The organism is Promicromonospora alba (assembly GCF_042654905.1).
GTDB classification, from domain to species: Bacteria; Actinomycetota; Actinomycetes; order Actinomycetales; family Cellulomonadaceae; genus Promicromonospora; species Promicromonospora alba.
The window spans coordinates 67,900-83,807 of record NZ_JBHSFI010000007.1 but is presented as its reverse complement, the minus strand read 5'-3'; the positions used below and the strand labels follow the sequence as shown (position 1 = coordinate 83,807).

Sequence of the window (15,908 nt, the reverse complement as noted above, 5' to 3'; positions counted from 1 at the left end):
CATGCTGGGCACCAACGACACACCGTTCACCATCGCGGGCACGACGCTCGGATCGCGGCTGGTCATGGGCACCGGGGGAGCGGCGAGCCTGCTCGCCCTGGAGGACGCGCTCGTGGCCTCGGGCACGGAGCTGACGACCGTCGCGATGCGCCGCGTGTCCCGGCCCCGGCCGTCGGCCGACCCGGCAGCCGCCGGCGACCCGTCCGTCTGGGGACTGCTCGAGCGCCTGGGCATCCGCGCCCTGCCCAATACCGCGGGCTGCTTCTCCGTGCGCGAGGCGGTGCTCACCGCGCAGCTCGCCCGCGAGGCGTGCGCGACGAACTGGGTCAAGCTGGAGGTCATCGCCGACGACGTGACGCTCCTGCCCGACGTGATCGGCCTGGTCGAGGCCGCCAAGATCCTGGTCGACGACGGATTCACCGTGCTGCCGTACACCAACGACGACCCGATCACCGCGCGCCGTCTGGAGGACGTCGGCTGCGCGGCGGTCATGCCGCTGGGCTCGCCGATCGGCTCCGGGCTCGGCATCGCCAACCCGCGCAACATCGAGGCGATCGCCGGCGCGGCGTCGGTCCCGGTGATCCTGGACGCGGGGATCGGCACGGCGTCGGACGCGGCGCTCGCGATGGAGCTCGGGTGCGACGGCGTCCTGCTGGCGACCGCCGTGACCCGCGCGGCCGACCCGGTGCGCATGGCGCACGCGATGCGGCTCGCGGTCGAGGCGGGGCACGCGGCGGCCGGCGCCGGCCGGCCGCCGCGGCGTGAGCGCGCGCTGGCGTCGTCCCCGGTCGGGGGGCTGGTCGCCGTCGGCGACAACCTGGACCTCGCGCTGTGACCGCGCTGCCGCCGCTCGTCGAGCCCGGCCGCGAGCTGGACCGCGACGAGCTGGCCCGGTACGCGCGTCACCTGGTGCTGCCGGGGATGGGTACCGAGGGGCAGCGCCGGCTGGCGAGCGCACGGGTGCTCGTGGTGGGCGCGGGCGGCCTCGGCAGCCCCGCCCTGCTCTACCTCGCCGCGGCGGGCGTCGGCACGCTCGGCATCGTGGACGACGACCTCGTCGAGACGTCGAACCTGCAGCGTCAGGTGATCCACGGCGTCTCGGACCTGGGGTCGCCGAAGACCGCCTCGGCACACGCGACGGTCGCGGAGGTCAACCCGCACGTCCGCGTGGTCGAGCACCGGGAGCGGCTGACCGCCGCCAACGCGCTGGACGTGCTCTCCGGCTACGACCTGGTGCTCGACGGGACCGACGCCTTCGCCACCCGCTACCTCCTCTCCGACGCCGCGGAGGTGCTGGGCATCCCGTGCGTCTGGGGTGCGATCTACCGGTTCACGGGACAGGTCGCGACGTTCTGGGGCGCTCCACCGGCCGGCGTGGAGGGCGTGACCTACCGGGACGTGTTCCCTGAGCCACCACCGGCCGGCGCCTCGCCCGACTGCGCGACGGGCGGCGTGCTCGGCGCGATGTGCGGCACCCTGGGGTCCGTCATGGCGACCGAGGCGATCAAGCTCGTCACCGGGCTGGGTGAGACGCTGCTCGGGCGGCTCGCGACGTACGACGCCCTGGCCCTGACCTGGCGGCACCTCACCGTCCGGCGCGATCCGGCCCGGGAGCCCGTGACGGCGCTGCTCGACAGCACCGGCACAGGGACCGACGAGACCGACCCGTACGCGGTGTTCTGCGGGCTGTTGCTGCCGGACGGCACGGAGGCCTCGGACGGTGCGGCGGCCGGTGTGCGGACCACGGTAGGGGAGCTGGCGGCGCTGCGCGCGGCCGGTCCGGAGCCCGCCGTGCTCGACGTGCGCGAGCCCTGGGAGATCGAGCTCGCCGCCCTGCCCGGCGCGCGGCCGGTCCCCTCGGGCGCCTTCGCCGGGGACCGGGCGGGCGCCGTGGTCGACGACGTCACGGCCTGGGCGGCGGGCCGCCCGGTGCACGTGCTGTGCAGGTCCGGAGCCCGGTCCGACCGCGTGGCGCGGCAGCTGCGTGAGGCAGGGCTCGACGCCCGGTCGGTCGAGGGCGGCATGACCGCGTGGCTGCGGGGGCAAGATCACGAGTAAATCACAGGCAAATAGGGTGTAAATAGCGCGCAAATAGGGTCATAATCATCCGCATGACGCTCGCCCAGGTGAGGCCAGGCTTGTTCGGCTGGCCGGCGTTCTGGCTGCTGTACGCCGCCGCCGGCAATCTCGGCGCCATGGCGGCCACCATTGTGCTCGTGCTGCCGCTCGTCGCGTTCGGGGATTCCCCCGCGCAACCCGTGTTCGGGGTGGTCGGTATCGTCCTCTGGGTGGCCGCCGTGGTTCTGGCGGTCCGCTGGGCGCACCCGAAGATCGTGCGCTTCATCGACCGGGCGCACTTTCGCCTGACCGAGGACCACCTGTACCTCGGCCGGAGGGACAAGCTGACCGTCGATCTCCGCGACGTCACCGACGCCTGGTTCGGCACCCGGAACTCCGGCGGCTCCGCGACGAGAGCGGCGACCCGGCACGGCTACCGGGTGCTGGTGCTCCGCCTGGAGAACGGGTGGTTCGTGCCGGTCTCCCCGCCGCCGGGAATGTTCGCGGGCGGCGAGAGCGTCTCGCCGGACGCCATGCCGGTCGAGGCCGTCGTGCGCGGCGGGACCGACTTCATGAGGGCTCTGATCACCAGGCTGGAACCTGTCCTCCGGGAGGGGGAGGAGATGCCGTGGGGGATGCGCGAGCTCGCCGGGCCGGCCGACGTCAACTGGGTGTACGGCCCGGGCGCACCCCAGCTCCCGAAGGGTTCCAGGATGCCGAACTGGACCTTCCTCTGAGGGCCGCGGGACGAGCGATCCGGGAAGTGCTGTGACATCCGGGCGCCGAGTACGTCTGAGAGGTATGACGCCGACGACAGGTACCGTGACGCCGTCCACCACCGACCCGCACCGGGCAGCTGTGCCCGTTCCTGGCACCTTTACCGGAAGGGGCGCCGAAGCCGGCGCCCTGGTCGCGCTCGACATCGACGGCACCCTGTCGCCGGGCGGCATGACCGTTCCCGCCGTGACCGTCGAGGCGGTGGAGGACGTGTGGCGGGCCGGACACGAGGTGGTGCTGGCCTCGGGCCGGTCCCTGGTCGGCGTCCTGCCCGTCGCCCGCCGGCTGGGTATCGACCCGGGCTGGGTCGTCGCGTCCAACGGCGCGGTGGTCGCGCGGGTAGGCGCCGCCCTGTCCGGCGGGTTCCGGCTCGAGACGGTGCACGCCTTCGACGTCGAGCCGGTGGTCCGCCTCGCTCGCGCTGCCCTCCCCGGCGTCCAGGTGGGCGTCGAGGAGATCGGCTGGGGCTACCGGGTCAACCGGTTCTTCGACCCGAGGCTGGTGAACGGGGAGCAGCGCAGCGTCCCCGACCCGGAGCTGTGGAACGTGCCCGCGGCGCGTGTCATCCTCCGGGCCGCCGGCGTCCTGGACCTGATCGAGCCGCTGCGCGCGCTGGGTGTCACGCCGACCCCGGCCGGCTCCGACTGGCTGGACGTCACGCCGCGCGACGTGAGCAAGGCGACGGCCCTCGAGCGGATCCGCGAGCGGATCGGGGTGCACCCCGGGTGGACCATGGCCGTGGGGGACGGGGTCAACGACCTGGAGATGATCGCGTGGGCGGCGCGCGGCGTCGCGATGGGCCACGCGCCCGCTGCCGTCGTCGATGCCGCGGACGAGGTCACCGGGACCCTGGCGGAGCACGGCGTCGTCACGGTCCTGCGCACGCTGATGGACGCTTCGCGCTGACCGGCGCGTGCGTCACGAGGCCTGAGGCCGCTCCGCGTACGACCCGGCGAGGTCGGCCACGTCGTTGGCGTACGAGACCGAGCGGTTGTAGACCGCCAGCGCGGTGGTCCACCCGTCGTCGCTCGTGACGTCGCCGCCGCTCTCGCACAGGTAGTGGGCGGCGGTCAGCGCCGCGTCGTCGGTGCGCGCCCCGAGGTACGTGCCGTGCACCGGCTCGACCATGCCGACACCCGCGAGCATGTTCCACCCGATGCCGCACCCGGGCTGGGTCCGTGCCAGCCGCAGGGCCGCGCCGGCAGCAGGTGCCGCCCTTCCCGCCGACGAGGGCCGGCGGGAAGGGCGGGTGATGCTATTGCTGTCTCGCGTGCAGCCGGGAACGCAGGACGATCAGGGCCGCGCCGGCCAGCACCAGCGCGAGCGCCGCCCAGATCGGCCAGCCGCCCGAGAACCCGGTGGCGGCCAGCTCGCCGTCGTCCGGACGGTCTGCGGCGTCCGGGGTGGGATCGTTCGTGTCGGGTCGGTCGCCGGAGCCGTCACCTGGTGCGTCGTCACCGGGCCGGTCGGTGCCGGGCCCGTCGTCACCCGGGCCGTCGCCGGTCGGGGTGGGCGTCGGCTCGGGGTCGGGGTCGGGGTCCGGTTCGGGCAGCGTGCCGCCGCCGAGCCAGGCGGTCCCGGCGTCCGCCTCCGGGTCGACGTCGCGGTCCGATCTCGCCTCGAACTTCGCGTCCTGCACGGTCGCCGGGAGGGTCGGGTGCTCCCGCTCGAACTGCGCCGCGGGCATCGGGTCACGTGGGGCGTCCGGGAACGCGATGCCGCCGGTGACGTCCATGTAGTAGTCCATGCCGCCGTGCTCGTACTCGTAGCGGAACTGGACGGTCTTCGTCGCCTCGATGAACTCGTCGTACACGTCCTGCGGGTCCCAGCCCTCCCGCACGGGCCAGTGCGACACGTCGCCGCTGTCGATGATGTCGTGGAACGCACCGGGCCGGACGGCGTCGCGCTGCCGCAGCCACTCCGCGGCGATCCGGGCGGTGTAGACGCGGCGCAGGTCCGCGTACTCCGGGGCGGTGTTCACCGCCTCCTCGATCAGCGGGACCATGCTGTCGATGAGCCGCTGGAGGTTGCGATCCATGACGTCCTCGGGCACGAGCTCCTCACAGGTGGGTCCCGACCCCGGAGGCGTGGAGACCTCGAAGGGCTCCATCTGGACGTTCAGCGGCGAGTCCAGGATGTACAGCTGGTCGCCGTCCTCCCGCGCGGACGCCGGCAGCGGCTCGATCCACATGCGGTGCGAGCCCCAGCAGAGCTCGCCGTTCGGGCCGCGTTCGAGCGACTCGAAGAACTCGCGCCCCGACTCGGTCTCCGGGTTCAAGTTGTCGTAGAGGGTGCTCTTGAGCTGGAAGTCCGACTCGAGCAGGACCCGGCCGGCCTCGGTCGTGGCGAACTGCTCGTCGATGATCGTGTCGGGCTGGTCGGGGTTGAGATTCACCCAGAACTGGTCCCGCTCGAGGGCGAGCCAGGTGAACAGCGCGTCCGACGACAGGTTGAGCGTCGCCTCGCCGCCGAACGAGGGGTCGGCGCCTTCCGGCATCTCGGCGGCAGAGAACGCGTAGTCGAACTCCTGCGTGCTCGGGTCGTCGGAGACGTAGCGCAGCTCCAGGGATGTCCAGTCGATGCCACCCAGGGGGAACGGCGGTCGGAACTGGCGCGGCGAGGAGTTCATGAGCTGGTTGCCGGCGGTGCGCAGGTTCACGGCGTTGCTCGCGCTCGTGCCCGAGGTGCGCGCCAGGGAGTTCACGGCACCGCCGGTCGGCCTCGCCGGCGCGCATGCTCGCCCAGCGGGGCAAGGTGGGTTGAACGGTGCGCGGCCGCCACTGGGCGGGGGCGGGGGCGGGTTCGACCCGGACGCCCGCGTGACCGAGTAGGTGGCTCCGGAGGCACGCACCTGCTGCGCCGTGGTCGCGCTCGGCGTGGTGCTGAAGACGTGGTGCGCCTTGTAGCCGGCGGTGGTCAGGTCCTTGTACGAGTTGAGCCGGGCCGTCGAGATCGTGTTTCCGGGGGAGACGTTGATGAACTGGCGAGTCCGGTTGTTCACCGCGCTCGTCGTCTGGCCGTTCTGCAGGCGGGTGTCCCGGCACAGCCAGTCGGCGGTGTCCAACGGGAACAGGGTCGAGAGCGCCGTCCGCTCGTAGGCGAGGCCCCTGCTCTGGTCGTCGTTGACCCTCCCGTACAGACCCTTCCACTGGTCCCACGACAACCGGGCGTCGGGGTTCCCTGCGAGATGGGTCTTGTAGCTCCACTCGAGGCGCTTTGTGCTGTCCATCGGCTCGGCCGCCCACTCGTCCGGCACCCGGTCCAGGTACTCCCTGGTCGGCTCCACGTAGGAGTCGAGGATCGCGTCCAGCTCGGTGTCGTACGTGTAGCTCTCGGCCTCGGCCTCGACGGGCTCCGCCCCCTCCTCGGGGAACTCCTCGTAGATGTACTCCTCGGACTGGCCGACGAGCTCCGAGCAGAACTCCGTGTGCGAGTGGGCCACCGCGTCCGGTGTGTCGAGCACCGGCACGGGGGCGACGCCGCTCACGGCGGCGGTCACGCCGATGGCGACCACGCGGAACAGGGGCTTTCTACGACGTTCCCGCCGCCGGCGCCGCGATGGCACAGGATCTCGGGTCTGGGGAAGGCTCATGACAGGCTGCGTCTCCGTGGGTCGGAAAGGGTGAAATCGGGCAGACGCAACGTAGAAAATGTGCCCGTCCGCGGCAACCAAATGCACCCTGCTGCAAAGCCTTGCCACGAGCCCGCGCCTTGTCAGCGACCGTGGACCAGCTCGTTCCCCATGGTGGTGCGCAGGTGCAGCACGCTGGTTCCGCTGCGCCAGGTGGTGATCAGCCCGGCTCGCCGGAGCACCGCGGTGTGCCGGCTGACGCTGGACGGCGAGGTGGCGGTCCGTGCCGCGAGGGCGGTGGTCGACAGCTCGGTGTCCAGCACCCGGAGCACCGCCGCCCGGGTCGGTCCCAGCAGCTCGCTCAGGGCGTCGGCCTGCTGCCGGTCCGAGGGGTGGCGGTCGGGGCGCCAGAACGGCTCGCGGCTGACCGGGTAGACCAGCACGGGCTGCAGCTCCGGGTCGGCGAGGGTGATCGGGTGGTTGATGCCGAAGAAGGTCGGGACGAGGGACAGCCCGCGGCCATCGAGGTGCACGTCCCGGGTCACGGGGTAGTCGACCTCCAGGACCGGCGCCCGCCAGCGGGTCTTCGGGCCGAGCGTGCTCAGGACCGCGTCGACGCCGTGCGCGAGCGTCCGGTGCGCCAGGCCGGCCACCCAGCGCCCGGTGATCTCCGCCGCCTGGTCGACGTGCGGCGTCATCACCGTCCCGTGGTAGCGCCGCATGGCGACGCCGAGCCGGTGCAGTGCTGCTGGGCGGCCCGCCGCCACGTCGTCGAGCCACGGCCCGGCGCCTCTGCCGCCGTCGAGCCTGCCGACTTCTGCCCGCAGCCGCTGCTTGCTGGTCGACAGCACGGTCTCGACGCCCGCCTCGAACTGAGTGGGCAGGGCCGCGGGCGTCAGGAAGTCGGGGAAGTAGCCGCGCGCGGGGGTCAGCACCGCGAGCAGCTCCGCGTCGCGGATCGTCCCGGCCTGGACGAGCCTGCGCCGGGCGAGCCTGCTCCACGAGCCGAAGTACGACTCGGGCCGGGCCACCTGGTGGACGCTGAGGACCAGCTCCCACATCGGATCGAGCCGGGTCCCGACCCGGGTGCGCACCAGGTCGGTGGCAGTGAAGTGAATGCGAAGCACAGGTCCCCCCAGGACTGTTCCGGCTCTCACGGCGGCGCGCTCCCGCGCGAACTGTAGAGAGGCGAGATCCTAGGCGGTAGTACATCGCTGTAGACCTTCGCTGCTGCGAGCGCAGGCTCGAAGGTCAGCGACCGGCCTCGGCGGTGCGCTCGATGAGGGTGACGGCCCGGTCCAGTCCTCGCTCCCGGGAGATGCGAGCCCCGAGCTCTGCAGCCGCGGCCGTCGCCGCCGGCGCGCACGCCTCGGTGATCCGCTCGGCCAGCGCCGGCCCGGTGAGCCTGCGCTGGGACAGGGGCATCGGGGCGACGCCACGCGCGTGGGTCACGCGCCCCCAGAAAGGCTGGTCGGCCACGAACGGGCAGACAACCTGGGGCCGGCCCGCCATGAACGCGGTGCCGGTGGTGCCCGCTCCGCCGTGATGCACGACGGCGGCCATCCGCGGGAACAGCCGCTGATAGTCCACGTCGCCCACCACGAGCAGCTCCACGCCGCGCTCGGCGGCCGCGGCGCGCGCTGCCTCGGCGTCGAGCCCGCCCCAGGCGGTGGCCATCACCAGCCGGTGGCCGGTCAGGGCCGCGGCCTCGACCACCGCCCGGGTGCTGGTCTCCGGGGCCAGTCCGGACATCGAGCCGAACCCGGCGAACAGCGGAGCGGGACCGGCAGCCAGGAACTGCTCGACGGCGTCCGGCAGCCCGGGCTCGGGCGGGAGGAACCAATACCCGGTGACCTCTGCCCCTGCCGGCCAGTCCTCGGGTCGAGCCAGCACGGCCGGGCTGTGGGCGTGCAGGACCGGGGCCGGACCGCCGTCGGGCCGCAGCTTCGGATCGTGCCGTCCCCGCCTGGGCGAGAGACCCAGGGTGTCCCGGCGCCAGCGGTCGATCACGCGGCCGAACATCGCAGCGGGCAGTCGCATCCCGCCGAACGTGGCTCGGTTCAGCCAGCCCGGCAGGCCGAACGGCAGCGACTGGCCCGGCCAGGGGTACTCGCGCGTGGGGACGTACATGGGCAGCGGCAGGCCCAGGACGGCCGGGATCCCGAGTGCCTCGGCGACGTGCTGGCCGGCCAGGATCTGTCCGTTGTGGATGACGACGTCCGCGTCCTTGCCGGCGCCGTGGGCGGCGACCCGCCAGGAGTCGGCCAGGACCTGGTCGAACATCGAGGGCATCTCGCGGACCTGGCGCAGCCGCGTCCGGATGCCGCCGCCGAACGCCTCGCCTGCGTCGGCGGCGGTGTCGAGCTGGCGCAGCGGGCCGTCGTCGACCCCCGCGAACGGCATGCCGTTCCCGGTGGCGAGCTGCTCGAAGCGGTGCGGTGCGCACAGGACCGCCTCGTGGCCGGCGGCGCCCAGCGCCTGTGCCAGTGCGACGAACGGTTGGACGTCACCGCGGGTGCCCAGGGTCATGATCAGTGCCTTCATCGGAAAGCTCCTTCGGGGTCGACGACATGAACGCCGACCAGGCTTCCCGGCACACCAGTAGTGACAGTAGACCTGCCGATCGTCCGCGTCAAAACAAATGGCGGATGTGTTTTCATGGTCGCATCGAGAGGAGGCCTGCGGTGCCACGAGGATTCACGACACAGGAGCGGGACCGGATCAGTCAGGCTCTGCTGGCAGCGGGCCGGGAGCTGTTCACGAGGCAAGGGCTGCGCAAGACGGCACTGGAGGAGCTGGTGGCCCCGGCCGGGATCGTGAAGAGCACCTTCTACCAGTTCTTCGACTCCAAGGAAGCGCTCTACCTCCAGCTCATGCTGGACGAGGCGGGGCAGGTCAAGAACCAGGTCATCGACCAGGCGCTGCTGTCGACCGACGACGTGCGCGAGGGCCTGCGCCGGTTCCTGCACGCGACGCTCGAGGTGTTCGAGACGAACCCGCTGTGGCGCCGGCTGGTGACCCATCCGGAGGAGATGACGGCCGTCGCGGGGCGGCTCGAACCGGAGCGGATCGCCGCCATGGGGGACAGCAACCCGGGCACCGCGCTCACGGCATACGTGAGCGACCGGCAACGGCGCGGCGACCTGGTCGGTGACGACCCGCGCGTCGTCGTCGGGGTGCTGCAGTCGGTGCTGCTCATGCCGTTCAACACTGCTCACATCGCAGCCGGGGACTCCGGCACCTATCGCAAGTCCCTGGACCTGCTCGTCGACATGGTGGCGACAGGGCTGACCACTCACGAAGGAGACCGGTCATGAGCACGAACCGCCCTCGCGCCGTCGTCATCGGAGCCGGGATCGCCGGGCTGAGCGCCGCGCTGCGGTTGCACCAGGCCGGCTGGGACGTCCTGGTGGTCGAGCGGACGCCGTCGCGCCGCTCGGGCGGGTACGCCGTGGCCTTCGCGGGCGTGGGCTACGACGCCGCCGAGCGGATGGGCATCCTGCCCGAGCTCGCGAAGCGGCACATCACACCCGACCGGATGGACTACGTGCGGCCCGACGGCCGCACCCGGTTCTCCGTGCCTGGTCGCACCGTCCGGGCGCTGGTGGGCGAGCGGTCGCTGAACCTCCTGCGGGGCGATGTCGAGGACGTCCTCTACCGGGCGGTGACCGCCCAGGCGCCCGGCCAGGGATCGGGTGCCGTGGAGATCCGCTTCGGAACGAGCATCGCCCGGGTCGAGCAGGACCCGGACGGCGTGGACGTCACGCTTTCCGACGGCACCGTCGAGCGGGCGGACCTGCTCGTCGGCGCGGACGGCCTCCACTCGGCGACCCGGCGCCTCGTCTTCGGACCGGAGGACGACGTGCGCCTGGACCTGAACCACATGGCCGGCGTCTTCGCGCTCGACACGCTGCCCGCCGGCATCGAACCCGGCGTGACCGCCTCGCTCACCGACACGGGCCGCACGCTGGCTGTCGTCAGCCTCGGCGCAGACCGTGCGGTGGCGTTCTTCGGCTACCGCACCGAGCGGCCCATGGATGAGCTCGCCGAAGGCCCGCAGGTCGCCCTGCCCCGTGCATACGGCGACATGGGCTGGGTCGTGCCGAGCGTGCTCGACCAGCTGACCCGAGCCGGGTCGGTGTACTTCGACACGATCAGCCAGATCGTCGTCGACCGCTGGAGCCGGGGCCGGGTCGTCCTGCTGGGCGACGCCGCCTGGTGCGTCACCCTCTTCGCCGGTTACGGATCCGCGCTGGCCGTCGCCGGGGCCGACGCCCTGGGCGCGGCGCTCGAGCGTCACCCGGACGACCTGCCGGTGGCGCTGCGCGAGTGGGACGCCGAGATCAGGCCCGAGGCCGAGCGCAAGCAGAAGCTCGGCCGCCAGATCAAGGGTCTCTACGCGCCCACCGACCGGTTCAGTCTCTGGGTGCGTGACCTACCGCTGCGCCTTGCGTCCTGGCGTCCCGTCTCGGCGCTGCTCCAGCGCCGGCTCCAGCTCTTGTCCTGACGGCCCGCTCCGAGCAGCCAGGTAGGGTGGACCACAGGTGTGCCGGGAAGTCTGGTCGGCGTGGACCGCCGACGGGCGGTCCAGCTTGGACGACCCCACCGGCCCGAGAGGACCCTTGTGCCCCACACCACCCCCACCCTCCCTTTCTCCCGACGACTGCGTACCTGGGTCTCGCGGGAGACCACCGGCGGTGCACTCCTGATCGGTGCGGCCCTCCTGGCGTTGCTGTGGGCCAACTCCCCGTGGCGCGAGGCGTACGCGTCCCTGTCCGAGGCCGTGGTCGGCCCCGCCACCCTCGGCCCGATCCCCGTCCACCTCGACCTGTCACTGGCTACCTGGGCCGCCGACGGGCTGCTCGCGATCTTCTTCTTCGTGGTCGGTGTCGAGCTCAAGCACGAGTTCGTCGCGGGGAGCCTGCGCAACCCGCGGGAAGCCGGTGTGCCGATGATCGCCGCGGTGGGCGGCATGGCCGTGCCCGCCCTGGTCTACGCCGGTGTGCTGCTCACGCTGGGCGACCCGGGCGCGCTGCACGGGTGGGCCATCCCGACGGCCACCGACATCGCGTTCGCTCTGGGTGTCCTGGCGATCTTCGGCCGTGGCCTCCCGGTCGCGATCCGCACGTTCCTGCTCACGCTCGCCGTGGTGGACGACCTGCTGGCGATCATCGTGATCGCCGTGTTCTACACCGAGTCGATCCACTGGTGGCCGCTGGCCGGCGCGCTGGTGTGCGTGGCGCTGTTCGCCTGGCACGTCCGCTCGCGCACGCCCCGCTGGTTCGTGCTGCTGCCCCTCGCGACGGTCGCGTGGACGCTGATGCACTCCTCCGGTGTGCACGCGACGGTGGCCGGCGTGCTGCTCGGCTTCACCGTCCCGGCGATCGCGATGCGCGGCGAGCCGGAGTCCCGCACCCACGCGTTCGAGCACGCGGTCCGGCCCTTCTCCCAGGGCTTCGCACTGCCCGTGTTCGCGTTCTTCGCCGCGGGCGTCTCCCTGGTCGACGGCGACGGACCCGGTGCGATGTTCGGCCAGCCGGTCGTGCTCGCGATCACCGCCGGGCTCGTGCTGGGCAAGCTCGTCGGCGTGCTCGGGGCCACGGCCCTGGTCACGCGCCTGACCCCCTTGCGGCTGCCCGCGGGTATCGGCGTGCGCGACCTGCTGCCCGTCGGGCTCCTGGCCGGGATCGGGTTCACGGTGTCGTTGCTGATCAGCGAGCTGTCGTTCGGCGATGCCGAGCACGCCGACGGCGCGAAGATCGCGATCCTCGGCGCCTCGGTGCTCGCCGCGATCCTCGGTGCGGCCTCGCTGCGCTGGGACGCCCGGCGTGCCCGTAACGCCGACATGAACCTCGACGGCGTGGACGACGTGGTCGAGGGCTACATCGGGGACGCCAAGGACCGCGAGACCCACTGAGCCACCCGCCCCGGTCGGCGCCTCACACGTCGGTCAGGCGCCGCCAGGCGTGGACGACGGCCGCGGCGCCGAGCGGGGCCATCGTCGCGGCGAGCATCAGGTGCGGCGGGCCGACGGCGGCTGCGGCCTCCGCTCCGCCCATGCCCGCCCACAGCGACGGCGCGGCGTAGGGGAACCAGGTGCCGCCGCCGAGCAGCACCACGATCTGGGTCAGCGCGACCATGCCGACCAGCGCGCCGACCGTGCCGAGCTGGCTGCGCGTCACGGTCGCCACCCAGGCGAACGGCTGAGCCAGGCCGCCGCCGAGCAGCCCGGCGGCGACGGCGTCCCGCACCCCGGCCCAGGCCGGGAAAGGCTCGCCCGATGTCCCGGCGACGACCGCCGAGGCCGCGGTGGTCAGGGCGACGGCCAGCACCACGCACGACGCGATCCAGGCCAGCGCGACCAGGCACTTGGCCAGGGCGACGGTGCCGCGCGGCACCGCGAGCCCGAACAGTGCCCCGGCGGTGCCGCTCTCCAGCTCGCGCCCGAACGACCAGGCGACGAAGAACCCGCCGGCGGCCAGGGCAGCGACGGAGAGGACCTGGGCGCACACCAGCAGGTGCGTCGTCGCGAGATCGCCGGTCGCGTAGTCGGCGAGCTTGGCCGCCGTCGGGCCGACGGCCTGCGGTGAGCGTGCGAGCGCGACCATCCCGATGCTGCCGAGCGGAACGAGGAGCACGAGCAGCGCCGTCGCGATACGGGCGACGGTCGAACGGCGCAGCTTGAGCGTCTCGACGGCCAGGGCGGCGCGGAGCGCGGACCCGGTGGTCATGGCAGGCTCCGGGTGCCGGTTGTGCGAGCGTCCGCTGTGCGGGTGTCGGCGTCCAGGACCATGGCGAAGAACCGCTGCTCCAGGTCCGTGCCGCCGGGCTCCAGCCGCCCGACGTCGCGCCCGCCGTGCAGCACGACTATCTCGTCCGCGACCCGGGCGACCTCGTCGAGGTGGTGGCTGGAGACGAGGACCGCCGCGCCGTCGTCGGCCAGGCCGCGGACCAGCTCGCGGACCAGGACGACGCCCTGCGGGTCGAGGGCGCTCGTCGGCTCGTCGAGGATCAGCGCCGCGGGCCGATGGAGGGTCGCCCCGGCGATCCCGAGGCGCTGGCGGTTGCCCATCGAGAGCGCGCCGGCGCGGGTGTGGCGCCACGGGTCCAGCCCCGTTCGCCCGACGGCGGCGGCGGCTGCTCCGGCGGCCCGCCGGGCCAGGCCGTGCAGGCGGGCGGCGCAGCGGAGGTTCTCGGTCACGGTCAGCTCCGGGTAGACGAGCGGTGTGTCGACCACATGGCCGAACCGTCTGGCGACGTCGGCCGGCATGCCATCCGGTTCGTGGCCGAGGATCCTGGCCGAACCCTGCGTGGGGCGCAGGCGGCCGGTCAGCGCGCGCAGCGCCGTCGTCTTGCCCGCGCCGTTGAGGCCGATCAGGGCCGTGACCCGGCCGGGCAGGACGGTCAGCGTGAGGTGATCGAGGGCTGCTCGGCCGCCGAAGGTGTGGGAGACGTCGTCGAGCAGCAGGGCGGGCGCGGTCATGAAGCCGCTCCTGCCGGGGCGAGCTGTGCCAGGGCGCGGCGGACGAGGTCGGCCAGGGTGACGTCGCTCGGCGCGGACCCCCAGGCCAGGAGAGCGGCAGTGGTGGCGGCGAGGCAGGCGGACGCCGAGATCGCGGCGTCGAGGCGATCGACGCCGTCGGCCACGAGCCGCTCGACGATCGCGTCCTGGGTGGCCTCGGTGCCGATCACCATCGCGGCGCGCAGCGAAGGGGACGTGGCGACCAGAGCGACACGGCGTCTCGCGGTCGAGTCCTCGGTGGGTGTGATGTCGCCGAGCGCGGCGAGCAGGCCGAGGCGCGTGCGTTCCAGCGGCGGAAGGCCGGCCGGCTGGGCGCCGACGGCCTCGGCGATCAGGGGATCGTACGGATCAGTGACGAGCACGGCGTCCTTCGTCGGAAAGTGCCGGAAGAACGTCATCGGGGTGACGCCGGCGGCCTCCGCGATCTGGCTCACCGTCGTGCCGTCGTAGCCCTGGCGCTCGAAGAGGTCGAGCGCCGCGTCGAGGATGCGGGCCCTGGTGCGGAGGGTGCGAGGCGTGACCATCCCACAATGTTAGTCACTAACATTGTGCTCGCCAAGCCCTGTCTCAGCCGATGATCGGCGCACTCTCCGGGAGTCGGTACAGACGCCCGCGGGCCCGGAGGACCAGCGCGGTGCCGAGCGTGATCGGCCCGAGCCGCCCGACGAACATCAGGACACAGAGCACTACCTGGTGGTACCAGGCGAGCTGTGCGGTGATCCCCGTGGACAGGCCGGTGGTGGTGAACGCGGACGTCACCTCAAACAAGATCTCGTCGACCTGGAACGGTGACAACGCCGTCATCCACAGGGAGGGGAGGACCACCATCGCTACCGCCAGCAGGGCCAGGGTCAGCGCCTGCCGCTGGGTGGCCAGCGAGATGCGCCGGTCGAAGGCGCTGGCGTCGGGGTCGCCGCGCAGCTCGGACCAGATCACCACCGCCAGTACGGCGAATGTCGTCACCTTGATGCCGCCGGCTGTTCCCGCCGAGCCGGCGCCGATGAACATCAGGATGATCGTGCCCAGCCAGGTCTCCGTGTGCATCTCACCGGTGTTGAGCGAGTTGAACCCGGCAGTGCGCGCCTGGACGGACTGCGTGAACGAGGCCAGGACCCGGCCCCCGGTGTCCAGCGCACCCATGGTCGCGGCGTTGTCCCACTCCGTGACCAGGAAGAACCCGGTGCCACCGACCAGCAGGAACCCGGTCATCAGCAGCGTGATCTTGGTGTGCAGGCTCCAGCGCGCCGGCCGGCGCCGTTCGCGCAGCAGCTCCAGGATCACCGGCAGCCCCAGGCCGCCGATGATCGTGGCGGCAGCGATCGGAAGACAGATCCACGGGTCGGCCACGAAGTCCATCAGCGACAGCGAGAACAGGGCGAAGCCCGCGTTGTTGTAGGCGGAGACGGCATGGAAGACGCCGTGCCAGAGCGCCAGGCCGAGCCGCTCGTCGTAGGCGACGGCGAAGCGAACGGTCAGGACCAGCGCGACGGCGGCCTCCACGACGAACGCGATCACGACGACACGGACCAGCGTCCGGCGCACGTCCCCGAGGCCCACGGTGCGGGTCGACGCCGCGGCGACCAGCCGGGAGCTGAGATCCAGGCGCCGCGAGACCAGGACGCCGAGCAGCGACGCGACAGTCATCACACCCAGCCCGCCGAGCTGGATGAGCACCAGGATCACCGCCTGACCGAACCCGGACCAGAACACTGGAGTGTCCGTGACGATCAGCCCGGTCACGCACACGGCCGATGTCGCGGTGAACAGCGCCTCCATGAACGACGCCGGCTCACCGGCGGCCGAGACGGGGAGCAGCAGGAGCAGCGTGCCGACCGCTATCGCGCCGACGAAGCCGACGATCACGAGCTGGCCAGGCCGTCGCCGCAGCGCGGCACCGCGGCTCTTCTCGCGACCTACCGAGCTGCTGAACCTCATCCGACCACTGCCACCTTTCTTCGTCACCCGACGTCACGCGTCGCG

The 15,908-nt window shown here is 72.5% G+C and carries 15 protein-coding genes; 7 read left to right on the top strand and 8 right to left on the bottom strand.

What is annotated here, in order from left to right; genetic code table 11:
- Nucleotide 1 precedes the first annotated feature (1 nt).
- From ACFO6V_RS21975 to ACFO6V_RS21960, 4 genes are all read left to right on the top strand, one after another.
- Nucleotides 2-835, top strand: a complete 834-nt coding sequence (locus tag ACFO6V_RS21975; protein WP_377139406.1) for a thiazole synthase — start codon at nucleotides 2-4, stop codon at nucleotides 833-835.
- The gene (locus ACFO6V_RS21970; protein ID WP_377139403.1) at nucleotides 832-2,058 is read left to right on the top strand and encodes a ThiF family adenylyltransferase; all 1,227 of its coding nucleotides are present in this window, start codon (nucleotides 832-834) and stop codon (nucleotides 2,056-2,058) included. Before ACFO6V_RS21975 ends, ACFO6V_RS21970 begins: the two co-directional genes overlap by 4 nt.
- A 53-nt stretch (nucleotides 2,059-2,111) precedes the next feature.
- Nucleotides 2,112-2,795 carry a hypothetical protein gene (locus tag ACFO6V_RS21965; RefSeq protein WP_377139400.1) on the top strand — a complete coding sequence of 228 codons (684 nt, stop codon included), beginning with the start codon at nucleotides 2,112-2,114 and terminating at the stop codon, nucleotides 2,793-2,795.
- 64 nt (nucleotides 2,796-2,859) lie between these two features.
- Nucleotides 2,860-3,741, top strand: coding sequence for an HAD family hydrolase (locus ACFO6V_RS21960; protein ID WP_377139397.1), 882 nt, complete (start codon nucleotides 2,860-2,862; stop codon nucleotides 3,739-3,741).
- 12 nt (nucleotides 3,742-3,753) lie between these two features.
- Here the strand turns inward: ACFO6V_RS21960 and ACFO6V_RS21955 are convergent, their stop codons facing one another.
- From ACFO6V_RS21955 to ACFO6V_RS21940, 4 genes are all read right to left on the bottom strand, one after another.
- Complete coding sequence (locus tag ACFO6V_RS21955) at nucleotides 3,754-3,981, bottom strand: lysozyme family protein (RefSeq protein ID WP_377139396.1); 228 nt, start codon at nucleotides 3,979-3,981, stop codon at nucleotides 3,754-3,756.
- A gap of 109 nt (nucleotides 3,982-4,090) precedes the next feature.
- Nucleotides 4,091-6,349, bottom strand: a complete 2,259-nt coding sequence (locus tag ACFO6V_RS21950; RefSeq protein ID WP_377139395.1) for a hypothetical protein — start codon at nucleotides 6,347-6,349, stop codon at nucleotides 4,091-4,093.
- A gap of 200 nt (nucleotides 6,350-6,549) precedes the next feature.
- A complete protein-coding gene (locus tag ACFO6V_RS21945) occupies nucleotides 6,550-7,533 on the bottom strand; it encodes an ArsR/SmtB family transcription factor (protein WP_377139394.1) in 984 nt (327 codons plus the stop codon).
- Between the two features lie 124 nt (nucleotides 7,534-7,657).
- Nucleotides 7,658-8,950 (bottom strand): glycosyltransferase, encoded by a 1,293-nt coding sequence (locus tag ACFO6V_RS21940; RefSeq protein ID WP_377139391.1) that lies wholly within the window; start codon nucleotides 8,948-8,950, stop codon nucleotides 7,658-7,660.
- Between the two features lie 140 nt (nucleotides 8,951-9,090).
- Between ACFO6V_RS21940 and ACFO6V_RS21935 the strand changes: the two genes are divergently transcribed.
- From ACFO6V_RS21935 to nhaA, 3 genes are all read left to right on the top strand, one after another.
- Nucleotides 9,091-9,723 (top strand): TetR/AcrR family transcriptional regulator, encoded by a 633-nt coding sequence (locus ACFO6V_RS21935; RefSeq protein WP_377139388.1) that lies wholly within the window; start codon nucleotides 9,091-9,093, stop codon nucleotides 9,721-9,723.
- The gene (locus tag ACFO6V_RS21930; protein ID WP_377139386.1) at nucleotides 9,720-10,913 is read left to right on the top strand and encodes an FAD-dependent oxidoreductase; all 1,194 of its coding nucleotides are present in this window, start codon (nucleotides 9,720-9,722) and stop codon (nucleotides 10,911-10,913) included. Before ACFO6V_RS21935 ends, ACFO6V_RS21930 begins: the two co-directional genes overlap by 4 nt.
- Before the next feature lie 117 nt (nucleotides 10,914-11,030).
- The gene (gene nhaA, locus ACFO6V_RS21925) at nucleotides 11,031-12,323 is read left to right on the top strand and encodes a Na+/H+ antiporter NhaA (protein WP_377139383.1); all 1,293 of its coding nucleotides are present in this window, start codon (nucleotides 11,031-11,033) and stop codon (nucleotides 12,321-12,323) included.
- A gap of 22 nt (nucleotides 12,324-12,345) precedes the next feature.
- On the opposite strand, the gene ACFO6V_RS21920 is transcribed toward nhaA, so the two are convergent.
- Genes ACFO6V_RS21920 through ACFO6V_RS21905 form a run of 4 tightly spaced genes read right to left on the bottom strand, consistent with a single transcriptional unit; the run spans nucleotide 12,346 to nucleotide 15,863 of the window.
- Nucleotides 12,346-13,137, bottom strand: a complete 792-nt coding sequence (locus ACFO6V_RS21920; RefSeq protein WP_377139381.1) for an ABC transporter permease — start codon at nucleotides 13,135-13,137, stop codon at nucleotides 12,346-12,348.
- On the bottom strand, nucleotides 13,134-13,889 hold the full coding sequence (locus ACFO6V_RS21915; RefSeq protein WP_377139378.1) for an ABC transporter ATP-binding protein: 756 nt from the start codon (nucleotides 13,887-13,889) through the stop codon (nucleotides 13,134-13,136). Before ACFO6V_RS21915 ends, ACFO6V_RS21920 begins: the two co-directional genes overlap by 4 nt.
- On the bottom strand, nucleotides 13,886-14,452 hold the full coding sequence (locus ACFO6V_RS21910) for a TetR/AcrR family transcriptional regulator (RefSeq protein ID WP_377139375.1): 567 nt from the start codon (nucleotides 14,450-14,452) through the stop codon (nucleotides 13,886-13,888). Before ACFO6V_RS21910 ends, ACFO6V_RS21915 begins: the two co-directional genes overlap by 4 nt.
- Before the next feature lie 43 nt (nucleotides 14,453-14,495).
- Entirely contained in the window at nucleotides 14,496-15,863 is a 1,368-nt protein-coding gene (locus tag ACFO6V_RS21905) for a TrkH family potassium uptake protein (RefSeq protein ID WP_377139372.1), read from the bottom strand.
- Nucleotides 15,864-15,908 lie beyond the last annotated feature (45 nt).

Bases quoted from the DNA above. Each gene is read 5' to 3' on its own strand.
- ACFO6V_RS21975 (WP_377139406.1), top strand. From the start codon at position 2: ATGCTGGGCACCAACGACACACCGTTCACCATCGCGGGCACGACGCTC.
- ACFO6V_RS21965 (WP_377139400.1), top strand. From the start codon at position 2,112: ATGACGCTCGCCCAGGTGAGGCCAGGCTTGTTCGGCTGGCCGGCGTTC.
- ACFO6V_RS21960 (WP_377139397.1), top strand. From the start codon at position 2,860: ATGACGCCGACGACAGGTACCGTGACGCCGTCCACCACCGACCCGCAC.
- ACFO6V_RS21955 (WP_377139396.1), bottom strand. From the start codon at position 3,981: ATGCTCGCGGGTGTCGGCATGGTCGAGCCGGTGCACGGCACGTACCTC.
- ACFO6V_RS21940 (WP_377139391.1), bottom strand. From the start codon at position 8,950: ATGAAGGCACTGATCATGACCCTGGGCACCCGCGGTGACGTCCAACCG.
- ACFO6V_RS21930 (WP_377139386.1), top strand. From the start codon at position 9,720: ATGAGCACGAACCGCCCTCGCGCCGTCGTCATCGGAGCCGGGATCGCC.
- ACFO6V_RS21920 (WP_377139381.1), bottom strand. From the start codon at position 13,137: ATGACCACCGGGTCCGCGCTCCGCGCCGCCCTGGCCGTCGAGACGCTC.
- ACFO6V_RS21915 (WP_377139378.1), bottom strand. From the start codon at position 13,889: ATGACCGCGCCCGCCCTGCTGCTCGACGACGTCTCCCACACCTTCGGC.
- ACFO6V_RS21910 (WP_377139375.1), bottom strand. From the start codon at position 14,452: ATGGTCACGCCTCGCACCCTCCGCACCAGGGCCCGCATCCTCGACGCG.
- ACFO6V_RS21905 (WP_377139372.1), bottom strand. From the start codon at position 15,863: ATGAGGTTCAGCAGCTCGGTAGGTCGCGAGAAGAGCCGCGGTGCCGCG.